The 18674-nt window shown below is 56.5% G+C and carries 15 protein-coding genes and 2 pseudogenes; 8 read left to right on the plus strand and 9 right to left on the minus strand.

Annotation, left to right across the window (positions count from 1 at the left end):
• Nucleotides 1-62: 62 nt before the first annotated feature.
• The 7 genes and pseudogenes from QMX98_RS05155 to QMX98_RS05185 form a co-directional block, all read left to right on the plus strand.
• Nucleotides 63-731, plus strand: a complete 669-nt coding sequence (locus QMX98_RS05155; RefSeq protein ID WP_282410369.1) for an ABC transporter ATP-binding protein — start codon at nt 63-65, stop codon at nt 729-731.
• Between the two features lies 1 nt (nt 732).
• Nucleotides 733-3204 (plus strand): FtsX-like permease family protein, encoded by a 2472-nt coding sequence (locus QMX98_RS05160; protein ID WP_083376388.1) that lies wholly within the window; start codon nt 733-735, stop codon nt 3202-3204.
• Entirely contained in the window at nt 3194-4249 is a 1056-nt protein-coding gene (locus QMX98_RS05165) for a lipocalin-like domain-containing protein (RefSeq protein WP_083376389.1), read from the plus strand. Before QMX98_RS05160 ends, QMX98_RS05165 begins: the two co-directional genes overlap by 11 nt.
• A 62-nt stretch (nt 4250-4311) precedes the next feature.
• The gene (locus QMX98_RS05170) at nt 4312-4554 is read left to right on the plus strand and encodes a hypothetical protein (protein WP_145308208.1); all 243 of its coding nucleotides are present in this window, start codon (nt 4312-4314) and stop codon (nt 4552-4554) included.
• An 11-nt stretch (nt 4555-4565) separates the two neighbouring features.
• Complete coding sequence (locus tag QMX98_RS05175; protein ID WP_010455603.1) at nt 4566-4739, plus strand: hypothetical protein; 174 nt, start codon at nt 4566-4568, stop codon at nt 4737-4739.
• 86 nt (nt 4740-4825) lie between these two features.
• Entirely contained in the window at nt 4826-5404 is a 579-nt protein-coding gene (locus QMX98_RS05180; protein ID WP_282410370.1) for a hypothetical protein, read from the plus strand.
• Between the two features lie 304 nt (nt 5405-5708).
• Nucleotides 5709-6364, plus strand: a pseudogene (locus QMX98_RS05185) (VanW family protein); the annotation flags it as partial.
• Nucleotides 6365-6463: 99 nt separating this feature from the next.
• Here the strand turns inward: QMX98_RS05185 and QMX98_RS05190 are convergent.
• From QMX98_RS05190 to QMX98_RS05230, 9 genes and pseudogenes are all read right to left on the minus strand, one after another.
• Entirely contained in the window at nt 6464-6961 is a 498-nt protein-coding gene (locus QMX98_RS05190) for a hypothetical protein (protein ID WP_027921338.1), read from the minus strand.
• 93 nt (nt 6962-7054) lie between these two features.
• Nucleotides 7055-7354: a hypothetical protein gene (locus tag QMX98_RS05195; protein WP_282410371.1), complete on the minus strand. Its 300-nt coding sequence runs from the start codon at nt 7352-7354 to the stop codon at nt 7055-7057.
• A gap of 28 nt (nt 7355-7382) precedes the next feature.
• Nucleotides 7383-7722, minus strand: a pseudogene (locus tag QMX98_RS05200) (type VI secretion system tip protein VgrG); the annotation flags it as partial.
• A gap of 120 nt (nt 7723-7842) precedes the next feature.
• Complete coding sequence (locus QMX98_RS05205) at nt 7843-8157, minus strand: hypothetical protein (RefSeq protein WP_282410372.1); 315 nt, start codon at nt 8155-8157, stop codon at nt 7843-7845.
• A 603-nt stretch (nt 8158-8760) separates the two neighbouring features.
• Complete coding sequence (locus QMX98_RS05210; RefSeq protein ID WP_010455588.1) at nt 8761-9150, minus strand: immunity 22 family protein; 390 nt, start codon at nt 9148-9150, stop codon at nt 8761-8763.
• Nucleotides 9151-9161: 11 nt separating this feature from the next.
• Nucleotides 9162-14036 carry an RHS repeat-associated core domain-containing protein gene (locus QMX98_RS05215; protein ID WP_282410373.1) on the minus strand — a complete coding sequence of 1625 codons (4875 nt, stop codon included), beginning with the start codon at nt 14034-14036 and terminating at the stop codon, nt 9162-9164.
• Nucleotides 14033-14773, minus strand: coding sequence for a DUF4123 domain-containing protein (locus tag QMX98_RS05220; protein ID WP_282410381.1), 741 nt, complete (start codon nt 14771-14773; stop codon nt 14033-14035). Before QMX98_RS05220 ends, QMX98_RS05215 begins: the two co-directional genes overlap by 4 nt.
• Complete coding sequence (gene tssI, locus QMX98_RS05225; protein WP_282410374.1) at nt 14763-16805, minus strand: type VI secretion system tip protein TssI/VgrG; 2043 nt, start codon at nt 16803-16805, stop codon at nt 14763-14765. The genes QMX98_RS05220 and tssI overlap by 11 nt, the downstream gene beginning before the upstream one ends.
• 131 nt (nt 16806-16936) lie before the next feature.
• The gene (locus QMX98_RS05230; protein WP_033058787.1) at nt 16937-17452 is read right to left on the minus strand and encodes an Hcp family type VI secretion system effector; all 516 of its coding nucleotides are present in this window, start codon (nt 17450-17452) and stop codon (nt 16937-16939) included.
• Nucleotides 17453-17868: 416 nt separating this feature from the next.
• Here QMX98_RS05230 and QMX98_RS05235 point away from each other — a divergent pair, with 416 nt between their 5' ends.
• On the plus strand, nt 17869-18546 hold the full coding sequence (locus QMX98_RS05235; protein WP_145308222.1) for a type 1 glutamine amidotransferase domain-containing protein: 678 nt from the start codon (nt 17869-17871) through the stop codon (nt 18544-18546).
• The last annotated feature ends 128 nt before the right edge of the window (nt 18547-18674 follow it).

The following is an 18674-nucleotide window of genomic DNA, read 5'->3' on the forward strand; positions in this document are numbered from 1 at the left end:
AGAGAAGTTTTCGGATGTACTCTCGGCTATCCTAGGCGCTCTGACTTCAGCGAGCCCCTCTCATGCTTCAAGTGCACGGCGTCTTCAAAAGCTACGCCACTCCGCAAGGTCCTTTGCCGGTGCTGCAAGGTGTCGACCTGACATTGAAACCCGGCAGCAGCCTGGCGCTGATGGGTGAGTCGGGCAGTGGCAAGAGCACCTTGCTGCACTTGATCGCCGGCCTCGACAAGGTCGATCGCGGCAGCATTCAAAGCGGCGAGCATCGGCTGGACCAGATGAACGAAGGGCAGCTGGCGAACTGGCGACGGACTGAAATCGGCCTGGTGTTCCAGCAGTTCAACCTGATCGGCAGCTTGCGGGTCGAGGACAATCTGGCTTTTCAGGCACGCCTGGCCGGGCGGCACGATCCGCGCTGGCAGGCGCACCTGGTGCAGCGGCTGGGCTTGAGTGATTTGCTGCGGCGTTACCCGGAGCAGCTCTCCGGTGGGCAACAGCAGCGAGTCGCTTTGGGCCGCGCCCTGGCGTCGAAGCCCAAATTGTTGCTGGCCGACGAGCCCACCGGCAGCCTCGATGAAGCCACCAGCGATGAAGTGTTGAAGTTGCTACTGGAATTGCTCGACGACAGTCCGACCACCTTGTTGATGGTCACGCATAGTCATCGCGTTGCCGCACGGCTGGCGGAGAAGGTGGTGCTGCATCGCGGCCGTCTGGCTGGCGCGGGCGAACACTGAGGTGCGCGTCTTTCGCGAAACGCTGCGGGCGTTGCTCAGCCATTGGTGGCAGCACCCGGTGCAATTTTTCAGTGTGCTGACCGGGCTCTGGCTCGCCACCAGCCTGCTGACCGGTGTAGAGGCGCTGAACAGCCAGGCGCGTGAAAGTTATGCGCGAGCCAGTCAGTTGATTGGCGGTGAACCGCAGGCCAGCCTCAGTGCGCCCAGTGGCGCGACCTTTTCTCAGCAAGTGTTTGTCGACCTGCGTCGCGCGGGCTGGCCGGTCTCGCCCGTGCTGCAAGGGCGGGTGACGCTCAAGGGCCATGAGGAGCAACGTCTGCAGCTGATGGGCATCGAACCGGTGTCGCTGCCGGCCGGCTCGGCGGTGGCAGGGCGGTCGCTGGCGATCGAGCAGATTGTCGAATTTTTCACCCCGCCGGGCCGCACCTGGATCTCACCGCAGACCTTGCAGACGTTGGGTCTGCACGAAGGTGAGCGGCCAGTGAGCTCTAATGGCGAGATTCTGCCACCGCTGCACGTCCAAACCGATATGGCCCCCGGCATGTTGCTGGTGGACATCGGCTTCGCCCAGCAGATTCTCGGCCTGCCGGAGCAACTGTCACGCCTGTTGTTGCCCAAGGATTTCAGCGCCGCACTGCCCGATCAATACAAAGGCCAGTTGCAGCTCAAAACCAGCGGTGAAGAAAACAATCTCTCGCGGCTGACGGAAAGCTTTCACTTGAACCTCGATGCCTTGGGTTTTCTGTCCTTCGTGGTCGGCCTGTTCATCGTTCACGCCGCAATCGGGCTGGCGCTGGAGCAACGTCGAGGCTTGCTCAGAACCCTGCGCGCCTGTGGGGTCAGCGCACAAATGCTGATCACCTGTCTGGTGGTTGAACTCGGAGCACTGGCGATGATCGGCGGTATTGCCGGCGTCGCCAGCGGCTACCTGCTGGCCAGCGTGTTGTTGCCGGACGTGGCCGCCAGTCTGCGCGGTTTGTACGGCGCCGAAGTGGCGGGGCAGTTGAGCCTCAGTCCGTGGTGGTGGTTCAGCGGGGTGGGCTTGAGCCTGCTGGGTGCGCTGCTGGCCGGGGCCAACAGTCTGCTGCGGGCGGCGCGCCTGCCGTTGCTGGCCCTGGCCGACCCGCAAGCCTGGCATCAGGCTCACGCGCGCTGGTTACGGCGTCAGGGTTGGGTCGCGGCACTGGCCGTTGTCATCGCGCTTATCGCCTTGTTCCGGGGGGACAGCCTGGCCAGTGGTTTTGTGCTGATGGCAGCTCTGCTGATCGGGGCCGCACTGGCCTTGCCGGTGGTGCTGAATCTGGTCTTGAACCTGGCACTGAGCCGCAGTCATTCGGTGCTCGGCCAATGGTTTCTCGCCGACTGCCGTCAGCAACTGCCGGCGCTGAGCCTGGCGCTGATGGCGCTGCTGTTGGCGCTGGCGGCGAACATCGGTGCCGGCAGCATGACCGCCGGTTTTCGCCAGACCTTCAACGACTGGCTCGAACAACGCCTGACCGCCGAACTTTACGTCAATCCGCAAAACCCGGCCCAGTCCCGAGAGCTGCACAGCTGGCTCAAACAGCAACCTTCATTGACTGCCGTGCTGCCCAACTGGCAGGTATCGATCCAGCTGCAAGGCTGGCCGGCGGATATCTTCGGCGTGATCGATCACCCGACCTATCGCCAGCATTGGCCGCTGCTGGAAGCCTTGGGCGACAATCCCTGGGACCGTTTGGCCAAGGACGATGCGCTGATGCTCAGCGAACAACTGGCCCGCCGGTTGAAGGTGCGGCTCGGCGATCATTTGACCATCCCCACACCGGGCGGCCCGTGGTCACCTCGGATCGTCGGGATTTACGCCGACTACGGCAATCCCAAGGGGCACCTTCTGGTGAACGCCAACCATTTGCTGCGCGGGTGGCCGCAGCTCACGCCCAATCGTTTCAACCTGCGCATCGAGCCCGCGTTGATTGCGCCATTCCTCAAAACGCTGCAAAGCCGTTTTACCCTGGACGACAGTCGTATCGTCGATCAGGCGCGCCTCAAGGGCTGGTCCACGCAAGTGTTCGAACGCACCTTCGCCGCCACCGCCGCGCTCAACAGCCTGACCCTGGCCGTCGCCGGTGTGGCGTTGTTCATCAGCCTGCTGACCCAAAGCCAGAGCCGCCTCGGCCAACTCGCGCCGCTGTGGGCGCTGGGCGTGACGCGCCGGCAATTGATGCTGCTCAACCTCGGACAAACCTGGCTGCTGGCGACGCTGACGCTGGTGCTGGCATTGCCGTTGGGGATCGCGTTGGCGTGGTGCCTGGACACGGTGATCAACGTGCAAGCGTTTGGCTGGCGATTGCCGTTGCGGGTGTTTCCGTTGCAGCTGCTGCAATTGATGGGGCTGGCGTTGCTCGCAACGTTACTGGCGTCGGCGTGGCCGCTGTATTCGCTGTACCGCACACAACCGGCAGACCTGCTGAGGACGTTTGCGCATGAGGATTAAGGTCGGCGTGTTGCTATTGGTTTTGTTGAGCGGCTGCGACAACCCCGCGCCTGACGAGAAAGGCTTCGCAGGTCTGGGTGGTGACGCCTCCGTATTCACACCGGTAGTGCCCGGGCGAGAATTCAGCTTCCCGGCAGATCACGGTCCTCACGATGGCTTTCGCATCGAATGGTGGTACGTCACTGCCAATCTCAAGGACGATCAGGGCCGCGAGTTCGGCGTGCAATGGACGTTGTTTCGCAGCGCGTTGAAAGCTGTCCCGGAGCAGTCGGGTTGGGGCAATCAGACCATTTGGCTGGGGCACGCAGCCGTGACGTCGGCAACGGCCCATCACGCGGCCGAACGTTACGCCCGTGGTGGCGTGGGTCAGGCGGGGGTGAGTCTCGCACCGTTCAATGCCTGGATCGACGATTGGCGCTTCAGCAGTCAGGGGGCCGATGCCTTGGCGGACCTGCAACTCAGCGCGCGGGACAAGGGCTTCAGCTACCAACTGCGGCTAACGTCCACCCGCCCGCTGGTGCTTCAGGGTGACAAGGGTTTCAGTCAGAAATCCGAACAAGGGCAGGCGTCGTATTACTACAGCCAACCGTTTTTCCAGGCCAGCGGCGCGCTGGAAATCGACGGCAAGACTTATCAGGTCAGCGGTCCGGCCTGGCTCGATCGCGAGTGGAGCAGTCAGCCACTGACTGCGAACCAGACAGGATGGGACTGGTTTTCGCTGCACCTGGACAGCGGCGAACAGGTCATGCTTTATCGCATGCGGCAAAAGGACGGCGCGCCTTACCTCACAGGCACGTGGATCGATGCTCAAGGCCAGGCTCAGTCATTGCACGCCTCGGACATCAGCCTCACACCGCAAGACACCGCCAAAGTCGCCGGGCGTGAAATGCCGGTGCGCTGGGCGATCAAAATCCCGGCCAAACATCTCGACATCTCCATCACCGCCCTCAATCCCAACGCCTGGATGGATTTGCGCATTCCTTACTGGGAAGGCCCCGTGCAATTCAAAGGTGGCACGGGTTATCTGGAAATGACCGGGTATTGAGTCGGAACTCTCGGTTCGGCGACGGCCTCCTAAGTTAACAAGCCCATTCAATGGAGCCCGTCATGAGCGAAGACCTCAAGCCACCTGACCTCGATGCCTGGCAGCGCCTGTTTGAAGACAAGGCCTACTGGCAGCAATCCCCCGACGCCCACTACAGCGAACTGCTGCGGGTGGCCGACGACTTGCTGGGGCAGGGCGCCATTGACCTGGAACAGTGGCAGACCTTGAAGGCCAAGGCCGAGCAATCCCACAAAGACTCGCCCGCGGTGAACGTTGCACAAGAAGTCGATGATCCCGAAGCCTGAGGAGTACCACCATGAAACCCCAATCCCCCGACACCGCCGAACACCCTGACGAACCGCGACCACCCGGCGAAGTCGAACGCGACAACGATGCCCTGCGCCCCACCGATCCGACCCGGCGCAAGGAAAGCGGCAAGGGCACGCAAAGCGGTGAATCCACCGCGCAAGAAACTGCAAAAAATCCCTGAACTGCGTCTATGCTGAGTTGCACAGTCGGCGCTGACCCTCGGGCCAGAGCCGTCTGCTGCCACCCAATCACAGGGAAAGTATGCTTATGAAACTCCACGCACTGACGAAAGCCATCACCCTCGCTACCTTGCTGTCTGCCGCCAGTCTTGGCGCCATGGCTGCGGATATTCCGCTGTCTGCCGTTGTGGAAGCGGATCAAGTCACCACCAAAGTCGTCTCGGTCGACGCGGCTAATCACCGGGTTGTCCTGGAAGGGCCGGAAGGTCGTCAGGTCCATGTACAGCTGACCGATAAGGCGAAAAACCTCGGTAATCTGAAAGTCGGCGATCAAGTCGACATCAAGGTCACCAGTTCCGTCGCCGCCCACCTCGACACCGATGTCGACAAAGGTTTGCCAGGCACCATCGAGCGCACCGGCGAAGTCCGTGCCGCCCCCGGCAGCGACAACCCGGGCGGCGAAGCCTACCGTCAGGTGCAGGTTCAGCTGAAAATCACCAAAATCGACTTGAAGAAAAACCAGCTGACCTTTGAAAATCCTGCTGGCCAGTCCAAGACCATCGACGTTTTACGACCCGAAGTTCAAGCAAAATTGAAAGACCTGAAAGTTGGACAGAGTGTCGTCGTGACCTACACCGATATCCTCACAGTGACCAGCAAACACTGAAGTTGAGTATTAGCTCTATATATTGATTGTTCTCGTACAGTTTTTTTGTATAAGAACAATCAGTTTTAATGGTCGAACTGGTGAGTTTTTGTTGTCGTACAAATAATATTTAAGATGACATTTAATTAATGTTGTATCGATAAATTTCATGATTATGTATGCGGACAACTTCGCCAACTTCCATTAAAATACGTCCCGTTCGCCCAGTGGCAAGGCTCTTTACCAGTGCATGGATTGCCGAGGCCATTACACTGGGCGAACACCTCCCGGGTGCGATACGCACCTGCAGCAATACATCAACGCCGAATCCCGCTTGCCGTTTCGCTACCTCAAACACACCTCCAAGCTGACTCGTAAACTCGGCAACTCCGATATTTTGCGCTGCAACACAACAAAGTCATCAACCTCAAACAGGCCGTGTCATCAATTACGGCATAGTCATCGCATCGGGTGAATACTTTTCCCTCTGCCGCCCGGTCGGCCGACTGACCCGCAAACGCGGTTACGTCGAAGGTATGGACCTGTCATTTGGTAGCCATTCAGTCGCCGCTTTTAGTGGTGGAGCGGTCAAACCACAGCTTCGATCGGTTTCCTGATGAAGGTCGGGTACTGCCATTCGGTTCAGGGGCGGCGATTTTTTATAACTACGTTGATCTGGTATTGCATAACCCGACGGATCGGCATTTTCAGTTGAAGTTGAAGTTGAAGTTGAACGTGGGCGAGCAGCAGTTGGAAGGGGAATTGTTGTGTGATCGGATGCGGGGGTTTTGGTATCACATTTATCAGGTTGGGCATCGGTTTTTGCGCGAGGGTGGGCGGGTGTTTCGGGGGAATGAGATTTGGCGGGAGGTGCGGAGTAAAGGGCAGGGGAGTGAGGTGTTGGGGAATGAGCGGCTTTATAGGAATTGGGTGGTTGTTAAGTATGAGGTTGGGGAGAGTTTGTTGGTGGTGAATGGATGAAAAACGGGTGATCTCAAAATTGCCCGTTTTTTTTGAAGACAATAGAGCTTTGGGGATTACTGAAGCACGGGTCGATAGGGTTGAGCCAGTACACCCGGATCAATTCCTGAAGTAAAGCTCATCCAGTTGCCGTTTCCGAATCCGCAGATATTCCTCCCATACCTTAGGGAAATCTTCATCTTTAGTGAGGGGGAAGGTCAGATAAATGTACTTGCCTTTAACACTTATATACTCGCGTGCACGTTTGAAGGCAGGTTGTTCGTACATCGAGATGCTTTCATCGTATCCGTCATGGCTGTGGGAGATGCTTACCCTGTGCGGAGCGATCATACCTCGCGCAAAGTCAATCACCCATCCTTGATCCAGCCCAGTGCTCAAATAGCCGAAAACACCATCGTTTGAGAGTCGAATGCATGTTTTCGCCTGAGCACCATCGTCATCGTTGACGACAATGATCTTGTCTCTGAAGTACTGGATTTTGCGCTGATCCGGTCCCTGCAGAACCAGATTCCAGCCTTCAGCTGACATGCGAAATTCCCCCTGATTCTCGAACTCTGCAATCCAGCCGTTTGAAAGACTGATCTGGTGTTTATTCATGAGAGGCCCTGCTTGTTTGATTTATAGGGTAGATGTACTGCGAGTGGTGACTGTCTAACTTTCCTGATTTTTCGGGATCTTGGCGTTTTGTGGTTACGGAAAGTCAGAGAGCCAAGTCAGACATTGGGCTGGCTTATCGGTATCGTCCATCCAAGCCGATTCTCTCTTGTCCAGCTCTGTAATTGTTCCCGCCGCACTAGCTCGATAACAAATCATCCAACCATTGTGTCCTTCATTGACGATCAGATAGGTTGCTCCATGGCCTTCGACAGTCAACGACCAATAACCGAAAAATGCGCGCTGGTCCGAGAATTCGATTACGGTGAACCCGGCACGCTTAACCGCATTGAAAAGAATACGATATAAAAACCAAAGATTTACAAATGCTTTCATTCGAACAACGGCTTCAAAAACTAAAAAAGACGCGCAGCCAGCAGCTGGTCTTGTCGTCAGCCTGGCCTTCGCGGTCCCAGTGGAATTGCACTTTGACGCGGCCGTACTGATCGCAGTGGATCTCTTCACCCTTGGGCCCGGTGACCACGGCGCTTTGGCTGCCGAGGATGCGCGGTTTCTTTTGCGTCAGCGGCGGACGGTTCGGCACGTCCGATGGGGTGGCCTGGAAGCGGTTGCGATAACCCTGGTGGAAATCGCCCCTTGAGGCTGGTGGTGTCGCTGGTGAGCGATTCTTCCAGCACCTGCGGCTGTTTGCCTTCGTGCAGGACTTCGGTCTGCAGCCAAAGGTCGTTCCATTTGGCTTTCGGGTGTTGCGTGAAAATGGTGAAAATGGGGACAGATTTATTTTCTCTAGTGAAAATAAATCTGTCCCCTTTTTGCTTGATCTAACGGTTATCGGGCCACCTGATTTTTGGCAATCATATAGCTCAGCTATTTGTTGATTCTTCTGCCTTGCTTTCGTTTAGGTTTGCCTTGAAGTACGTCATAAAATCCTGCCCTTGAGCAAAGGCTTTTTCGATTTTCGAGCTTTGTTCTTTAAGCGCTGGGCTTGGCTTGGCCCATTGTTCAGACGGAAGAGGTTTGGACCACTCAGCAATGGAATCAGGTAGAGACTTCATACTGAAACGATGGTCCCACTCCGCCACCCAGTATGGAAAGCGCCACCAAGTGATCATGTGTGTCAGGTACCACCAACCAACTCCTAATGCGGAACGTTCGTTGTGCTGGTATTCCTCGTGCATGTCTTGTCGTTCTTTATCGAAGGTGTGGCGACCCTCGTAGGGTGCTTTACCAGGGCAGAACTCCGGTCCTTTTTCCATGTTGAAAAAGGGGACAGATTTATTTTCCTAAATGAAAAATAGGAAAATGGGGACAGATTTATTTTCTCTAGTGAAAATAAATCTGTCCCCTTTTTGCTGGTCCCCTTTTTGCTGTATATCAACACAAGGGAAAGAGTCAGGTCGCTCATTCCTTCCTCCTTTGTCCACAGAGGTGTATCGAGGGCTAAGCCAGAGCCATCCTTGTACTCATAATTATCTATCTTTTCTACGAAAGACGCTGGAGGTAATGCCAATGTATTGCCGTACTCGGAGATTCTTGCATTAATATCCGGTTCGTTGAGTATTCCATACTAGTTTTTGCCGGAAATTTTATCAAGATCACCAATAACCAGTGCGACAATAAGATCTATTACCTCTAGTTAGAGGCTCTTGTCAATTTTCACTTTCATCGGTTTCCTGGTATACGAGTCGAAGTCTCCGGATTAACATCAAGGATTTCCCAGGGATAGATTTATTTTAGAATGCAGAAATATATTTATCCCTTACTCTCTAGTCTCTGAGAGTTTAGTCTTGGTATTCAAAGCTTCCTCGGTATGTAAATAGATTATTTCTGATTTTAGTGTTTTGGGGAGTGCCCGAGAAGGAGTAGTCGTAGATTGCAACTATGGTGTCTATAGGCGCATCGGTCAGAGGAGTGTTTTTATTTTTCATGTCAGACGCGATGTCAAGGTCGTATGAGCATCCGTCAATTGCATTAATTAGAGAATTGGTTGGCTCGATTTTATCTGCTTCGACAGTGTCATCGTCAACAAAACCAAGTGAGAAAGCCTTACTGAACTCAGAGCCAAGAAAGTCTCCGTCGTCAGAATACTCTGAGCTCATCACATCTCGAAGAGTAGACGGTTCCCAATCGGTGTTTGCCGTCCAAATAGAAACGATTTTTTTCGAGCCCATTTTTTGTTTCCTCAATTTTTTAGTCCTGAAGGTAGAGCATCGGCACCGCCTTCCAATCGCCGTCCAGCCCACTCATTTAGGCCTTTTCGGAATTCACTGTGATCTTTGGAGTTGTCGATAATGTCTAGGATTTCATTATGCGCTTTCGTCGAGCCTTTACCGCCATGGTGCCCAGCAGGATTGACAAATTTCACATCTGAAATTGCGGACCGTAGCTCATAAATTTGTTCTGCATTCACTCCCCAGCGCTTGAATGTATCCGCTCTCGAAACCATGTGCCATTCGTGCATTCCACCTGGGTACCTCAACCTGGCTTTAATGGAGTCCTGATAGGTTTTGTTGGACCAAACCGTATCAAATTCGTCTGGAGTCAACTCATTGAACCACTTATTAAATGCGCCATCTTTGACACTTGGAATGCTACCGCCGGGAACCAATTCCTCTAAGGACTTTGTTTTAGGAGTACAGTTTGGGCCGCCGGGACAGACTACTGGTATTGTTTCCAAACCTAAAGGATCGACCCAACCTGTTGGATTGGGTACATATCTGTAGTTGTTCAATCCACCCGCTAGCTTGATTGGATCTGGCGTCAGATACCGCCCGGTGCCAGGATTGTAGTAGCGATGCCGGTTGTAATGTAAGCCCGTCTCAGCATCGAAGTACTGGCCCTGGAAGCGCAGCGGGTTATCAATTTCCGCCACATCAAGGGTGGCGAGGTTGCCGTAGGCGCGGTATTTCGCCGACCACATGATCTCGCCGCTGTAGTCGGTGAGTTCTTGTGGGGTACCGAGGTGGTCGAGTTGGTAGTAGAACGGCTCGGCTTTGAGCGGGCCTTCGCCATCGAGCATCGCCAAGGGCCGGAAGGAGCCCGGCTCGTAGATGTAGCTGCGATAGCGGTTGTTGGCGCTTTCGGCGATGAGGCGTTCGCCTTGCCACAGGAACTCTGTGGTTTGGCTGTCGACGGTTTTGGCGATACGGCGGCCGAAGGCGTCGTACTTGTAGCTTGCGATGCTGCCGCTGGGGAGGCTGACACCGATGAGGCGGTGTTGGCAGTCGTAGCGGTATTCGGTGACGAGCTTTTGCCCGGTGCCGCGGCGCTCACGGCTCAAATTGCCATAGGCGTCGTAGTCGTAATGTCGATCACCCTGCATCAGCAGGCGGTTACCTTTGACGTTGGCCAGGCTTGCAGCCTGCTGATCACCTTGGCCGAGCAGGTTGCCTGCCGGGTCATGGGCGAAACTTTCCGGCGTGGTGCCACGAACGTTGATCAGCCGGTCGAGCGGGTCGTAATGATAGCTACGATTGCCTTTTCGGCTGTCATCGATGCCGGCGAGGTTACCGTTGGCATCGTAAGCGTAGCGACGCTGGAACAGGTTGCGATCCTGCTGGTTGACGCTATGAGCTTGCAGGCGGCCTTGTTCATCGTATTGGTATTGGCTGAGCAACAGACCCTGTTGACGCTGCTGTTCGCGACCTGCGCTGAACTGGTGGGTGGTCAGGCGCGAACCGTTGAGGTCGATGCTGCTCAGTTGACCGCCTCGTTGGTGGCGATAATCAAGCTTGCTGCCGTCTGGGAGGCGGCAGTGTTTCAGTTGGCCTACGGTGTCGTACTCGTAACGCAGGGTTCCCCAACCTTGGTGCTCGGTGATCAGGCGGTCTTGCAGGTCGTATTCGTAGGCCAGCGGCCAGTTTCCGTCATCGACGTTCACCAGGCGCCCGAGGGCGTCGTAGCTGTAGTGAATTTCCTCGCCATCGGCCAGGGTTTTCACCAGCAGGCGGCCAGCGGCATCGCGCTGGTACTCGGTAATCAGTTCGCTACCGTCGTCGCCGAACTCGGTTTTCTTCAGCAACTGACCATTGAGGTCGTATTCATAAGCCGTGCGACGACCGTCGAAGCCGGTTTCCTGCTGGATGAGGCCGTTCGGGTAGTAGTCGAGGTGATACTGCTCGCCACGTTCGTTTTCGATCTCGCTGAGCAGCAGACGTGCGTTGTCGTAGCGATAGCGCAGTTGGCTGCCATCCGGGTTGATGCGGCGGCTGACCAAGTGCAGGTTATCGGCATATTCGTAGCGGGTGACTCGGCCCAGTTCATCGCGTTCGGCGGTGACGCGGCCGTATGGGTTGTAAGTGAACGCGCGCGTAGCGCCACCGGGCAGGGTGATTTGCGCGAGTCGGTTGGCAGCATCCCATTGGTATTGGGTGATTGCGCCGCTTTCGTCTTGACGGGTGATCTGTCGGCCCAACGCGTCGTAGCGGTACTTGCGCTGGCCACCATCGGGCAACTGTTCTTCGAGCAGTTGGCCGAGATTGTTCCATCCCAGTTGATGACGGCTGCCATCCGGATGACGGATTTCTAGAAGACGGCCCTGGCGGTCATAGTTGTAGTGGGTTGAATTACCATCCGGGTCGATTTGTTCGGTGATATCGCCTTGGTCGTTGCGCCAATATATCCACTTCGCCGGGCCACGATTCACCACACGGACGTAGCCGTGGTAATACTCATAAGAGGTCGGGGTGTCTTCGGGTGGAATAACCGCGATCAGTCGGCCTGCTTCGTTGTATTGGTATTCGGTGACAGCGCCGAGTGGATCTTTCTCGGCGATCAGGCGGCCTTTGTCGTCGTAGGCCTTGAGGTGCTCCGCACCGTCCGGATCAACCTTGGCGACCAGTCGCGCCTTATCGTCGTGGGTGTAGACCTCTTCGCTGCCGTCAGCATTGGTAACTGTGACGCTGCCTTTGTCATCCCAGGCGTAATGCGCGTCCATTTGCGAGAAGCTTGCCCAGTGATGGATGCATCGCGCCGATTTACCTTCTTTTTCCCATTCCCAGTAGAAACTGGCGCCACCGGCGAGTTGCCGCTCAAGAATGACGTTCTGGTCGTTGTAGGCATAACGCTCGGCTTCGCCGGCGGCGTTTTTGGCTTCGATCAGGCGGTGTTGGGCGTCGTAACTGTAGGTGACTAGGGTCTGGATGGTGCTCCAGGCGTCTTCCAGATTGTCAGCCGGGATGAACTGCTGGTAGTCGATGGCGACGATGTGCTTGCGGTCGTATCGCACGAGAAGGGCACGACCGCCACCGTTATCGACGCGCTTGATTCGCCCGTGAATGTCACGGGTAATGTGCAGCCGATTGCCGTAGTTGTCGCTGATGGCGATCAGCGTGGCGCCCTTGCTGTTGTAGCGAAAGTGGTAGAACTGGGCACGTTCTCCGGCCTGGGTGAGGATCAGTTCAGAGGGATCATCACCAAGGAAAATCGCTGCTTCCGACAGACTGTTGGTGATCGCCGGACGCTGCACACTCGGTAACGGGAACGTGGTGATACGGTTTTCGTGGTCGGTCCAGACCACCTCTTCATCTTTAACGTCCACCCGCTGGGCAAGTGCATGACTCCAGCCGTAACCGAGGCCGCAATCAATTTCCGCAGCGCTGGTGCGGTAAAGGCGAGTCCACTCGAAAGGTAGCAGTCCGTCGAGCTGACCATCGGTCAGCGTCAGTAGCTCTTCACCGGTAACCATGGAAACCGGGCAATTGTTGGTGCAGGTTTTCTTGGCGCAGGTTGAGCTCTTTTCGTCGGGCGTTTTTGACTGGGTCGGAGCATCGCTGACCTTTTCCTTTGGCTCCAAGACGAATTGTTTTTCTGCTTTTTTTCGAGCAAATGCCGAGGCGTTTTTTTCCAACAAGGCAGGTGTGTCGCTGGTGATCGGCACCGGACCTTTTGCTGTTGCTGCGGTGGCTTGCTCGATTTTCAATGCAGCCTTTTTGGCGGCATCCATCGGTACGCCTTGCGCACTGGCCAACAGTGGTTTCACGGTTTCGCCGTGAGCCTTCAAGGCGTGTCCCTTACTCGCGGCCAAGAGTTTTTCCGCGAGCTCCTCTAGCATTTTTACCGCTGTGCCAGATTGGACCTTGGCCAAGGTTTTTGTACCAACACGAATCGCCAGCCCGAGACCGCCAGATAGGCAGATCCCCAGCACCACGTTGATCAGAAAGGAAGCACCGATGGCCGTAATTACTTCCACACAGACTTGCGGCGGCAGCATGCCCACCCACGCGATAATGGCTGAGAGGTAGATGAACATCAGCGGTTCGTCGCTGAGAATCAGCAGTCCGGTGGCAATGGCTTCTTTCGATGCTGAGTAGAGTTTTTTGACTTCTTCTTCACTCAGGTAATGAAGAAGTTTCTCCACATTTTTATAGGGGTCGGCTAATAGTTCGAACAGGCTTTTGATGTCATCCCACAGACCCAGAAGCGCTTTCTCAAGACTATCGAGTGCGGACTGCATCAATATGAGCGAGCGCCCCGCCCGGTCAGTCGCCGAGTAGCTCGCCCACTGCGGCTGGAACTTACTCGACCACTCGCTTTTCAACCAGCCGTCAAGGTTGCCGATGACACCCTGGTATGAGTCGTAGAGCGCCTTGACGTTGCTTTCAGAAACGTTAGGGAAAAAAGTGATGCGGTACATCTGACCCGGCTTGCAGCCCTTGATAACTTCAATGCCGCTTGGGCCGATATTCGCAGGAATCACCGGACCGACAACGTCGTATCCGCCGAACATCGCTTTTTTGACGGGTTCGAGCTTGACCGGTGTATTGCCGATGGGCACGTACCGCGCGCTCTCAAACATATGGATCAGTGTGAAATCACCCATCAGCGGACAGGTGGCGTAAGTTTCAACCGGTCCCGTCTTGGTCTTGCGCTCAGTAACGCTGACTTCGTTGCCCACCTTGAACTTCTGATCTACATCCATTGCCCAGCCAGTCCAGAAACCGTCGGCCCAGGTCTTGTATTCAGTCAGGCAATTGTTGAAGTCCTTGAGAATGACACTCACGTCAGGGGTCTTGGCGTCGAGGACTCGAATAACCAAATTACCGATGGGATCAATCATGACGTGACTTCCTTTGTCAGCTCAGCAGCCAGACGCTCTGCCATATCTTCTGTGTTGGGTTGTTGGCGGACGAAACGCTCGACCTTGTGGCGCAAATTACTTTCGGGGAAGGCAAAGAACAGTTCAGGGCAGTCCTCGCCCAGCCACTGCATCAGGTTGTCGACGACGGTGCTGTGGTCTTTTTCCGCCAGCGTATCGAGCAGCTTCTGTGGCACTTCCCACCACGGCCATTCCTTTGCTGGAGGAACGGATCTTGGCCCCACCTCCAGGCTTTGTCCGTTGATAAGGTAACGGTCGAACACTGGTAGGACCTCGCCAGCACTGGCGCCCAGGCCTTCAAGAATCGGGTAAATATGCCGCCCGTCCCAGAACCGAAAAAACACCTCGGCCCCGTCGGGCATGAACACTTGAGTCAAACTGCGAAGGTGTTCGAACACCACATCTGGGTTGCTGGTGGAGACCGCCAACCAGCCCCAGTCCTGGGCGTCGGTTTCGGCAATCCACTGAAGAAAACCGGCGTTGGGTTTCAATTCGGCGAGGTAGGGCATGACGGGCTGCCAATCGGCATAAGGCGTGCCTCCCCAGATAGGTATCAGTTCTGGTGCCATCTCTTGCTGGTAAAAGGCCTTGAGCGGTTCGGCATCGCTTGCAGCACTGACAATCAGATAGAGACGCTCATCGGCCTGCAACGGCCGTTCAGCCAACCACGCCTGCGGAGTCAACAGATCAGATCGCACAAGCACCTGCCTTACACTTCTCGCACTCTTCACAAAACGGCGCATTGCGCTTCAACGTATTGATCTGCGCCGGTGTCAAAACCGCCCCAGCCTTATCCGCATCCGCCTGCTTCAACACCCCCGGCAACAACGGCGCAGCCCCCGTCCCGCTACCCGGCCCACCCCCGGAGTTCATGTTGATCACCGGCCCACTCAGCGTCACGCCGCCAGCATCGATCTTGATGAAGCTGCCACCGCCGATCAGGGTCAGTTCACTGCCGGCTTCCAACACGACTTTCATGCCGCTGCTCAGGTGAATCTCCTGGCCCGCGTCGATGAATTGCCCGGTGCCAATCTTGATGTGCTGGTTCACGCCCACGGTCAGGTGGTCGTTGGCCCGGGCTTCGACTTTGCGGTCGGCGTAGACGGTGTGGTGTTCTTCGGCCTTGAATTCGCTGTAGCTGTTTTGCTCGACGGTGTCGTGGCGTTCGTTGCCGACGCGGATTTTCTGGTCGTGTTCGACGTTTTCGTCCCAGTCGCGCTGGGCGTGGAGGAAGATTTGTTCCTGGCCTTTTTTGTCTTCGATGCGCAGTTCGTTGAAGCCGCCACCACCCTTGGAGCTGAGGGTTTTGAAAGTGCTGCGGGTTTTGTTCGCCGGCAGCGGGTAGGGGACGACGTTTTCCTTGTGGTACAGGCAGCCGCTGATCAGCGGTTGGTCGGGGTCGCCTTCGAGGAAGGTGACGAGCACTTCCATGCCGATCCGCGGGATGGCGATGCCGCCGTAGTGGGCGCCGGCCCAGGCGGAGGAGACGCGCAGCCAGCAGCTGGTCTTGTCGTCGGCCTGGCCTTCGCGGTCCCAGTGAAATTGCACTTTGACTCGGCCGTACTGGTCGCAGTGGATCTCTTCACCCTTGGGCCCGGTGACCACGGCGCTTTGGCTGCCGAGGATGCGCGGTTTCTTTTGCGTCAGCGGCGGACGGTTCGGCACGTCCCATGGGGTGGCCTGGAAGCGGTTGCGGTAACCCTGGTGGAAATCGCCCTTGAGGCTGGTGGTGTCGCTGGTCACCGACTCTTCCAGCACCTGCGGCTGTTTGCCTTCGTGCAGGACTTCAGTCAGCAGCCAAAGGTCGTTCCATTTAGGCTTAGGGTGTTGGGTCAGGGCCAGGAAGTGGCCGCTGACCAGCAACGGCTGATCGCTTTTGCCTTCGGCCAGTTGAAAGTCGCTGCGGTGACGTTCCAGGTTGCGCTTGGCCAGGTGTTTGCCACGCTCGCGGTCGATGAAACGACCGGGGTAGTCGTAGTCTTCGAGGTCGGGCAGGGCGTCGCCGCGGTTTTCGCTTTCGAGGGTGAGGCGCGGCTTTTCAAAGTCGTAGTCGCGGCGGGTGGTGCGGCTGGTGCGGGTTTCCAGGCGCAGATCGAAGCGCTTGATCACCGGGTTGTTGGCGACCATGCCGGAGTCTTGCTGGTAGGCCACGGGTGCGAGTTTCGGGAACACCGTCTGGTCATCGCCGAACACCAGTTTGTGGGCCGTGGTGCTGTGCTGGAAGTGGTAGTGGATACCTTCTTCCTCGCACAGGCGCTGGATGAATTGCAGGTCCGATTCATCGTATTGAACGCAGTAGATGCGCTCGGGATAAATCGCCCCGACTTTGAATTCATAGGCGTTGCTTTGGATGCCGTGCTCTTCAAGGACCATGCCGATGATTTTCGGCACGCTGAGGTTCTGGAAGATGCGTTGGTTGATGCGGTGCGCGAGGTAGGACAGTTGCGGGCGCAGGGTCACCGCGTAGCGGGTCAGGCGTTTGCCGGAATCACCCTGGGCGGCGCGATAGATCAGGCCATGGATGCCGCTGCCGTCAGGCGAGAGCTGCAAAAAGGCCGGTTTGTGCAGCAGGGTCTCGAGGTCCAGGGACGGCTGTTCACTGACCAGCTCCACCTCAAACACAAAAGGCTGGCTGATGGCTTCCCGACCTTGCAGGGAAAAGACCTGGAAGTCGCTGGAAAGACCTTCGATGGTCAGGGCAAAGTGAGTTTGATTGGCCGGCGCGAACATCCCTTGTTCCTCGTGCAGTGCTGCGGCATGCGCTGACACCCGGAAACCGGGTCAACGGACGCGAAATTCTGGAAGGGCGGAAACAACATCGACCAGCAGAGCTGGCCGATGCTTGTGACGGTCAGCCTGACTTAGGCGACCGGCAGACGCCAGTCATCGGAACCCGAAGTACCGGATACTTCGTGGGTCCAGGTGATTTTGCGGTAGGTGAATTGCACTTCTTCCAGGTGAGTGAAGTGCGAGTTCGACGGATCCTGGCAGTTGTGCATTTTGTTGTTGATGGCGACGATGATCGCGTCTTCCAGTTTGGTGGTGTAGTAATGCTCTTGGGTACCTTGAGCCGAAGTGCGGTACCACTGGATAACGATTTCGCTCATGCGCTCGCCGGAGGTCAGAGCAGCTTGCAGCAGTGGCGAAGCCTTGTCGTAGACCTTGGTGATCACGACTGGCTTGTGAACGCGCTGACCGGTTGGCTGGCCGGACTGTGGGTCACGCGGGATGATCACGTCGTGGCTGAAAGCCTGAACCATGACCTGGTCTTCGTGACCTTCTTGATAAGTGTTGCCAACCGAGTCGGCGGTGAATGCGCCGGCGGTGATCAGACCTTGTTTTTCGCCAGTGACGGACATGTACGCTGGAGTAGCCATGGATGTGCTCCTTGCTGAATATAGTGAGGGTGCCCGGGAGGCGGTATCGCCCGGTGGGTGCCTGACTGTTATCAAGGTCCGTGCCAGAAACGGTTAAGGCTATACAAATCAAGGTGTTGAGACTTTTTTTAAAGTGCCTGGAAGGTTTTTGCAAGGAGCGCCGCATGAATGTGCGCAAGTTCTTGCGCAGCACTGCGCAAGAACTTGCGCACTTGGCTGGAGAGCCTGGCAGGCCGGGCGATCAGCGATCCTGCAAGCGTGTTTGGTGCGAGCAGTGCGCAACTTCTTGCACAGCAAGGCTTTGCGCCATCACGTGAAGGTGTCCGGAACTCGGTGCAACGAATCAATGGGCTGAGTGGTCCATAAAAACAGCGCCGTCGAGCGTCCAAACAACCTGGAAGTGGAGTGAGAACGACATGAAAATCCTGATGGTTTTAACGTCCCACGATCAATTGGGCAACACGGGTAAGAAAACCGGCTTCTGGCTGGAAGAATTCGCCGCGCCGTACTTCGCCTTCAAGGATGCCGGTGCACAGCTGACCCTGGTTTCGCCCAAGGGTGGCCAGCCGCCGTTGGACCCGAAAAGCGACGAGCCAGATGCACAAACTGCTGCCACTGATCGCTTTCGCAAAGACTCCGCAGCCCAGTCTGCATTGGCGTCTACCGCGCTTCTGAGCAGCGCGAGGGCTCAAGATTACGATGCGGTTTTCTATCCGGGCGGTCATGGGCCGTTGTGGGACCTGACCGAAGACAAGAACTCGATCGCGCTGATCGAAGCGTTTATCAAGGCGGATAAACCGGTCGCGGCCGTTTGCCACGCACCGGGTGTGCTGCGTCACGTCAAGGGTGCTGATGGCCAGCCATTGGTCAAAGGCAAGCGGGTGACGGGGTTCACCAACACTGAGGAAGAGGCGGTGCAACTGACGAAGGTCGTGCCGTTTCTGGTGGAGGACATGCTGAAGGAGAAGGGCGGTGAGTATTCCAAGGGCGCGGATTGGGCAAGTTATGTGCTCACCGATGGCCTGCTGATCACCGGGCAAAACCCGGCGTCGTCCGAGGCTGCCGCTGAGGCGCTGTTGGCAAAACTCCGCTAAACACGGAATCTCAGCGGATTGAAGATTCTATGTGGCGAGCGAGCTTGCTCGCGCTGGGCTGCGAAGCGGCCCCAAAAATTCTACGTATGACGGAGATTTTGTGAGTGCTGCGCACTCAAGCGGGAGCA

It is taken from the genome of Pseudomonas sp. PS02303 (assembly GCF_029959925.1).
Classification (GTDB): domain Bacteria; phylum Pseudomonadota; class Gammaproteobacteria; order Pseudomonadales; family Pseudomonadaceae; genus Aquipseudomonas; species Aquipseudomonas mandelii.

Bases quoted from the DNA above. Each gene is read 5' to 3' on its own strand.
- QMX98_RS05155 (WP_282410369.1), top strand. From the start codon at position 63: ATGCTTCAAGTGCACGGCGTCTTCAAAAGCTACGCCACTCCGCAAGGT.
- QMX98_RS05165 (WP_083376389.1), top strand. From the start codon at position 3,194: ATGAGGATTAAGGTCGGCGTGTTGCTATTGGTTTTGTTGAGCGGCTGC.
- QMX98_RS05170 (WP_145308208.1), top strand. From the start codon at position 4,312: ATGAGCGAAGACCTCAAGCCACCTGACCTCGATGCCTGGCAGCGCCTG.
- QMX98_RS05175 (WP_010455603.1), top strand. From the start codon at position 4,566: ATGAAACCCCAATCCCCCGACACCGCCGAACACCCTGACGAACCGCGA.
- QMX98_RS05180 (WP_282410370.1), top strand. From the start codon at position 4,826: ATGAAACTCCACGCACTGACGAAAGCCATCACCCTCGCTACCTTGCTG.
- QMX98_RS05190 (WP_027921338.1), bottom strand. From the start codon at position 6,961: ATGAATAAACACCAGATCAGTCTTTCAAACGGCTGGATTGCAGAGTTC.
- QMX98_RS05195 (WP_282410371.1), bottom strand. From the start codon at position 7,354: ATGAAAGCATTTGTAAATCTTTGGTTTTTATATCGTATTCTTTTCAAT.
- QMX98_RS05205 (WP_282410372.1), bottom strand. From the start codon at position 8,157: ATGCACGAGGAATACCAGCACAACGAACGTTCCGCATTAGGAGTTGGT.
- QMX98_RS05210 (WP_010455588.1), bottom strand. From the start codon at position 9,150: ATGGGCTCGAAAAAAATCGTTTCTATTTGGACGGCAAACACCGATTGG.
- QMX98_RS05215 (WP_282410373.1), bottom strand. From the start codon at position 14,036: ATGATTGATCCCATCGGTAATTTGGTTATTCGAGTCCTCGACGCCAAG.
- tssI (WP_282410374.1), bottom strand. From the start codon at position 16,805: ATGTTCGCGCCGGCCAATCAAACTCACTTTGCCCTGACCATCGAAGGT.
- QMX98_RS05230 (WP_033058787.1), bottom strand. From the start codon at position 17,452: ATGGCTACTCCAGCGTACATGTCCGTCACTGGCGAAAAACAAGGTCTG.
- QMX98_RS05235 (WP_145308222.1), top strand. From the start codon at position 17,869: ATGAAAATCCTGATGGTTTTAACGTCCCACGATCAATTGGGCAACACG.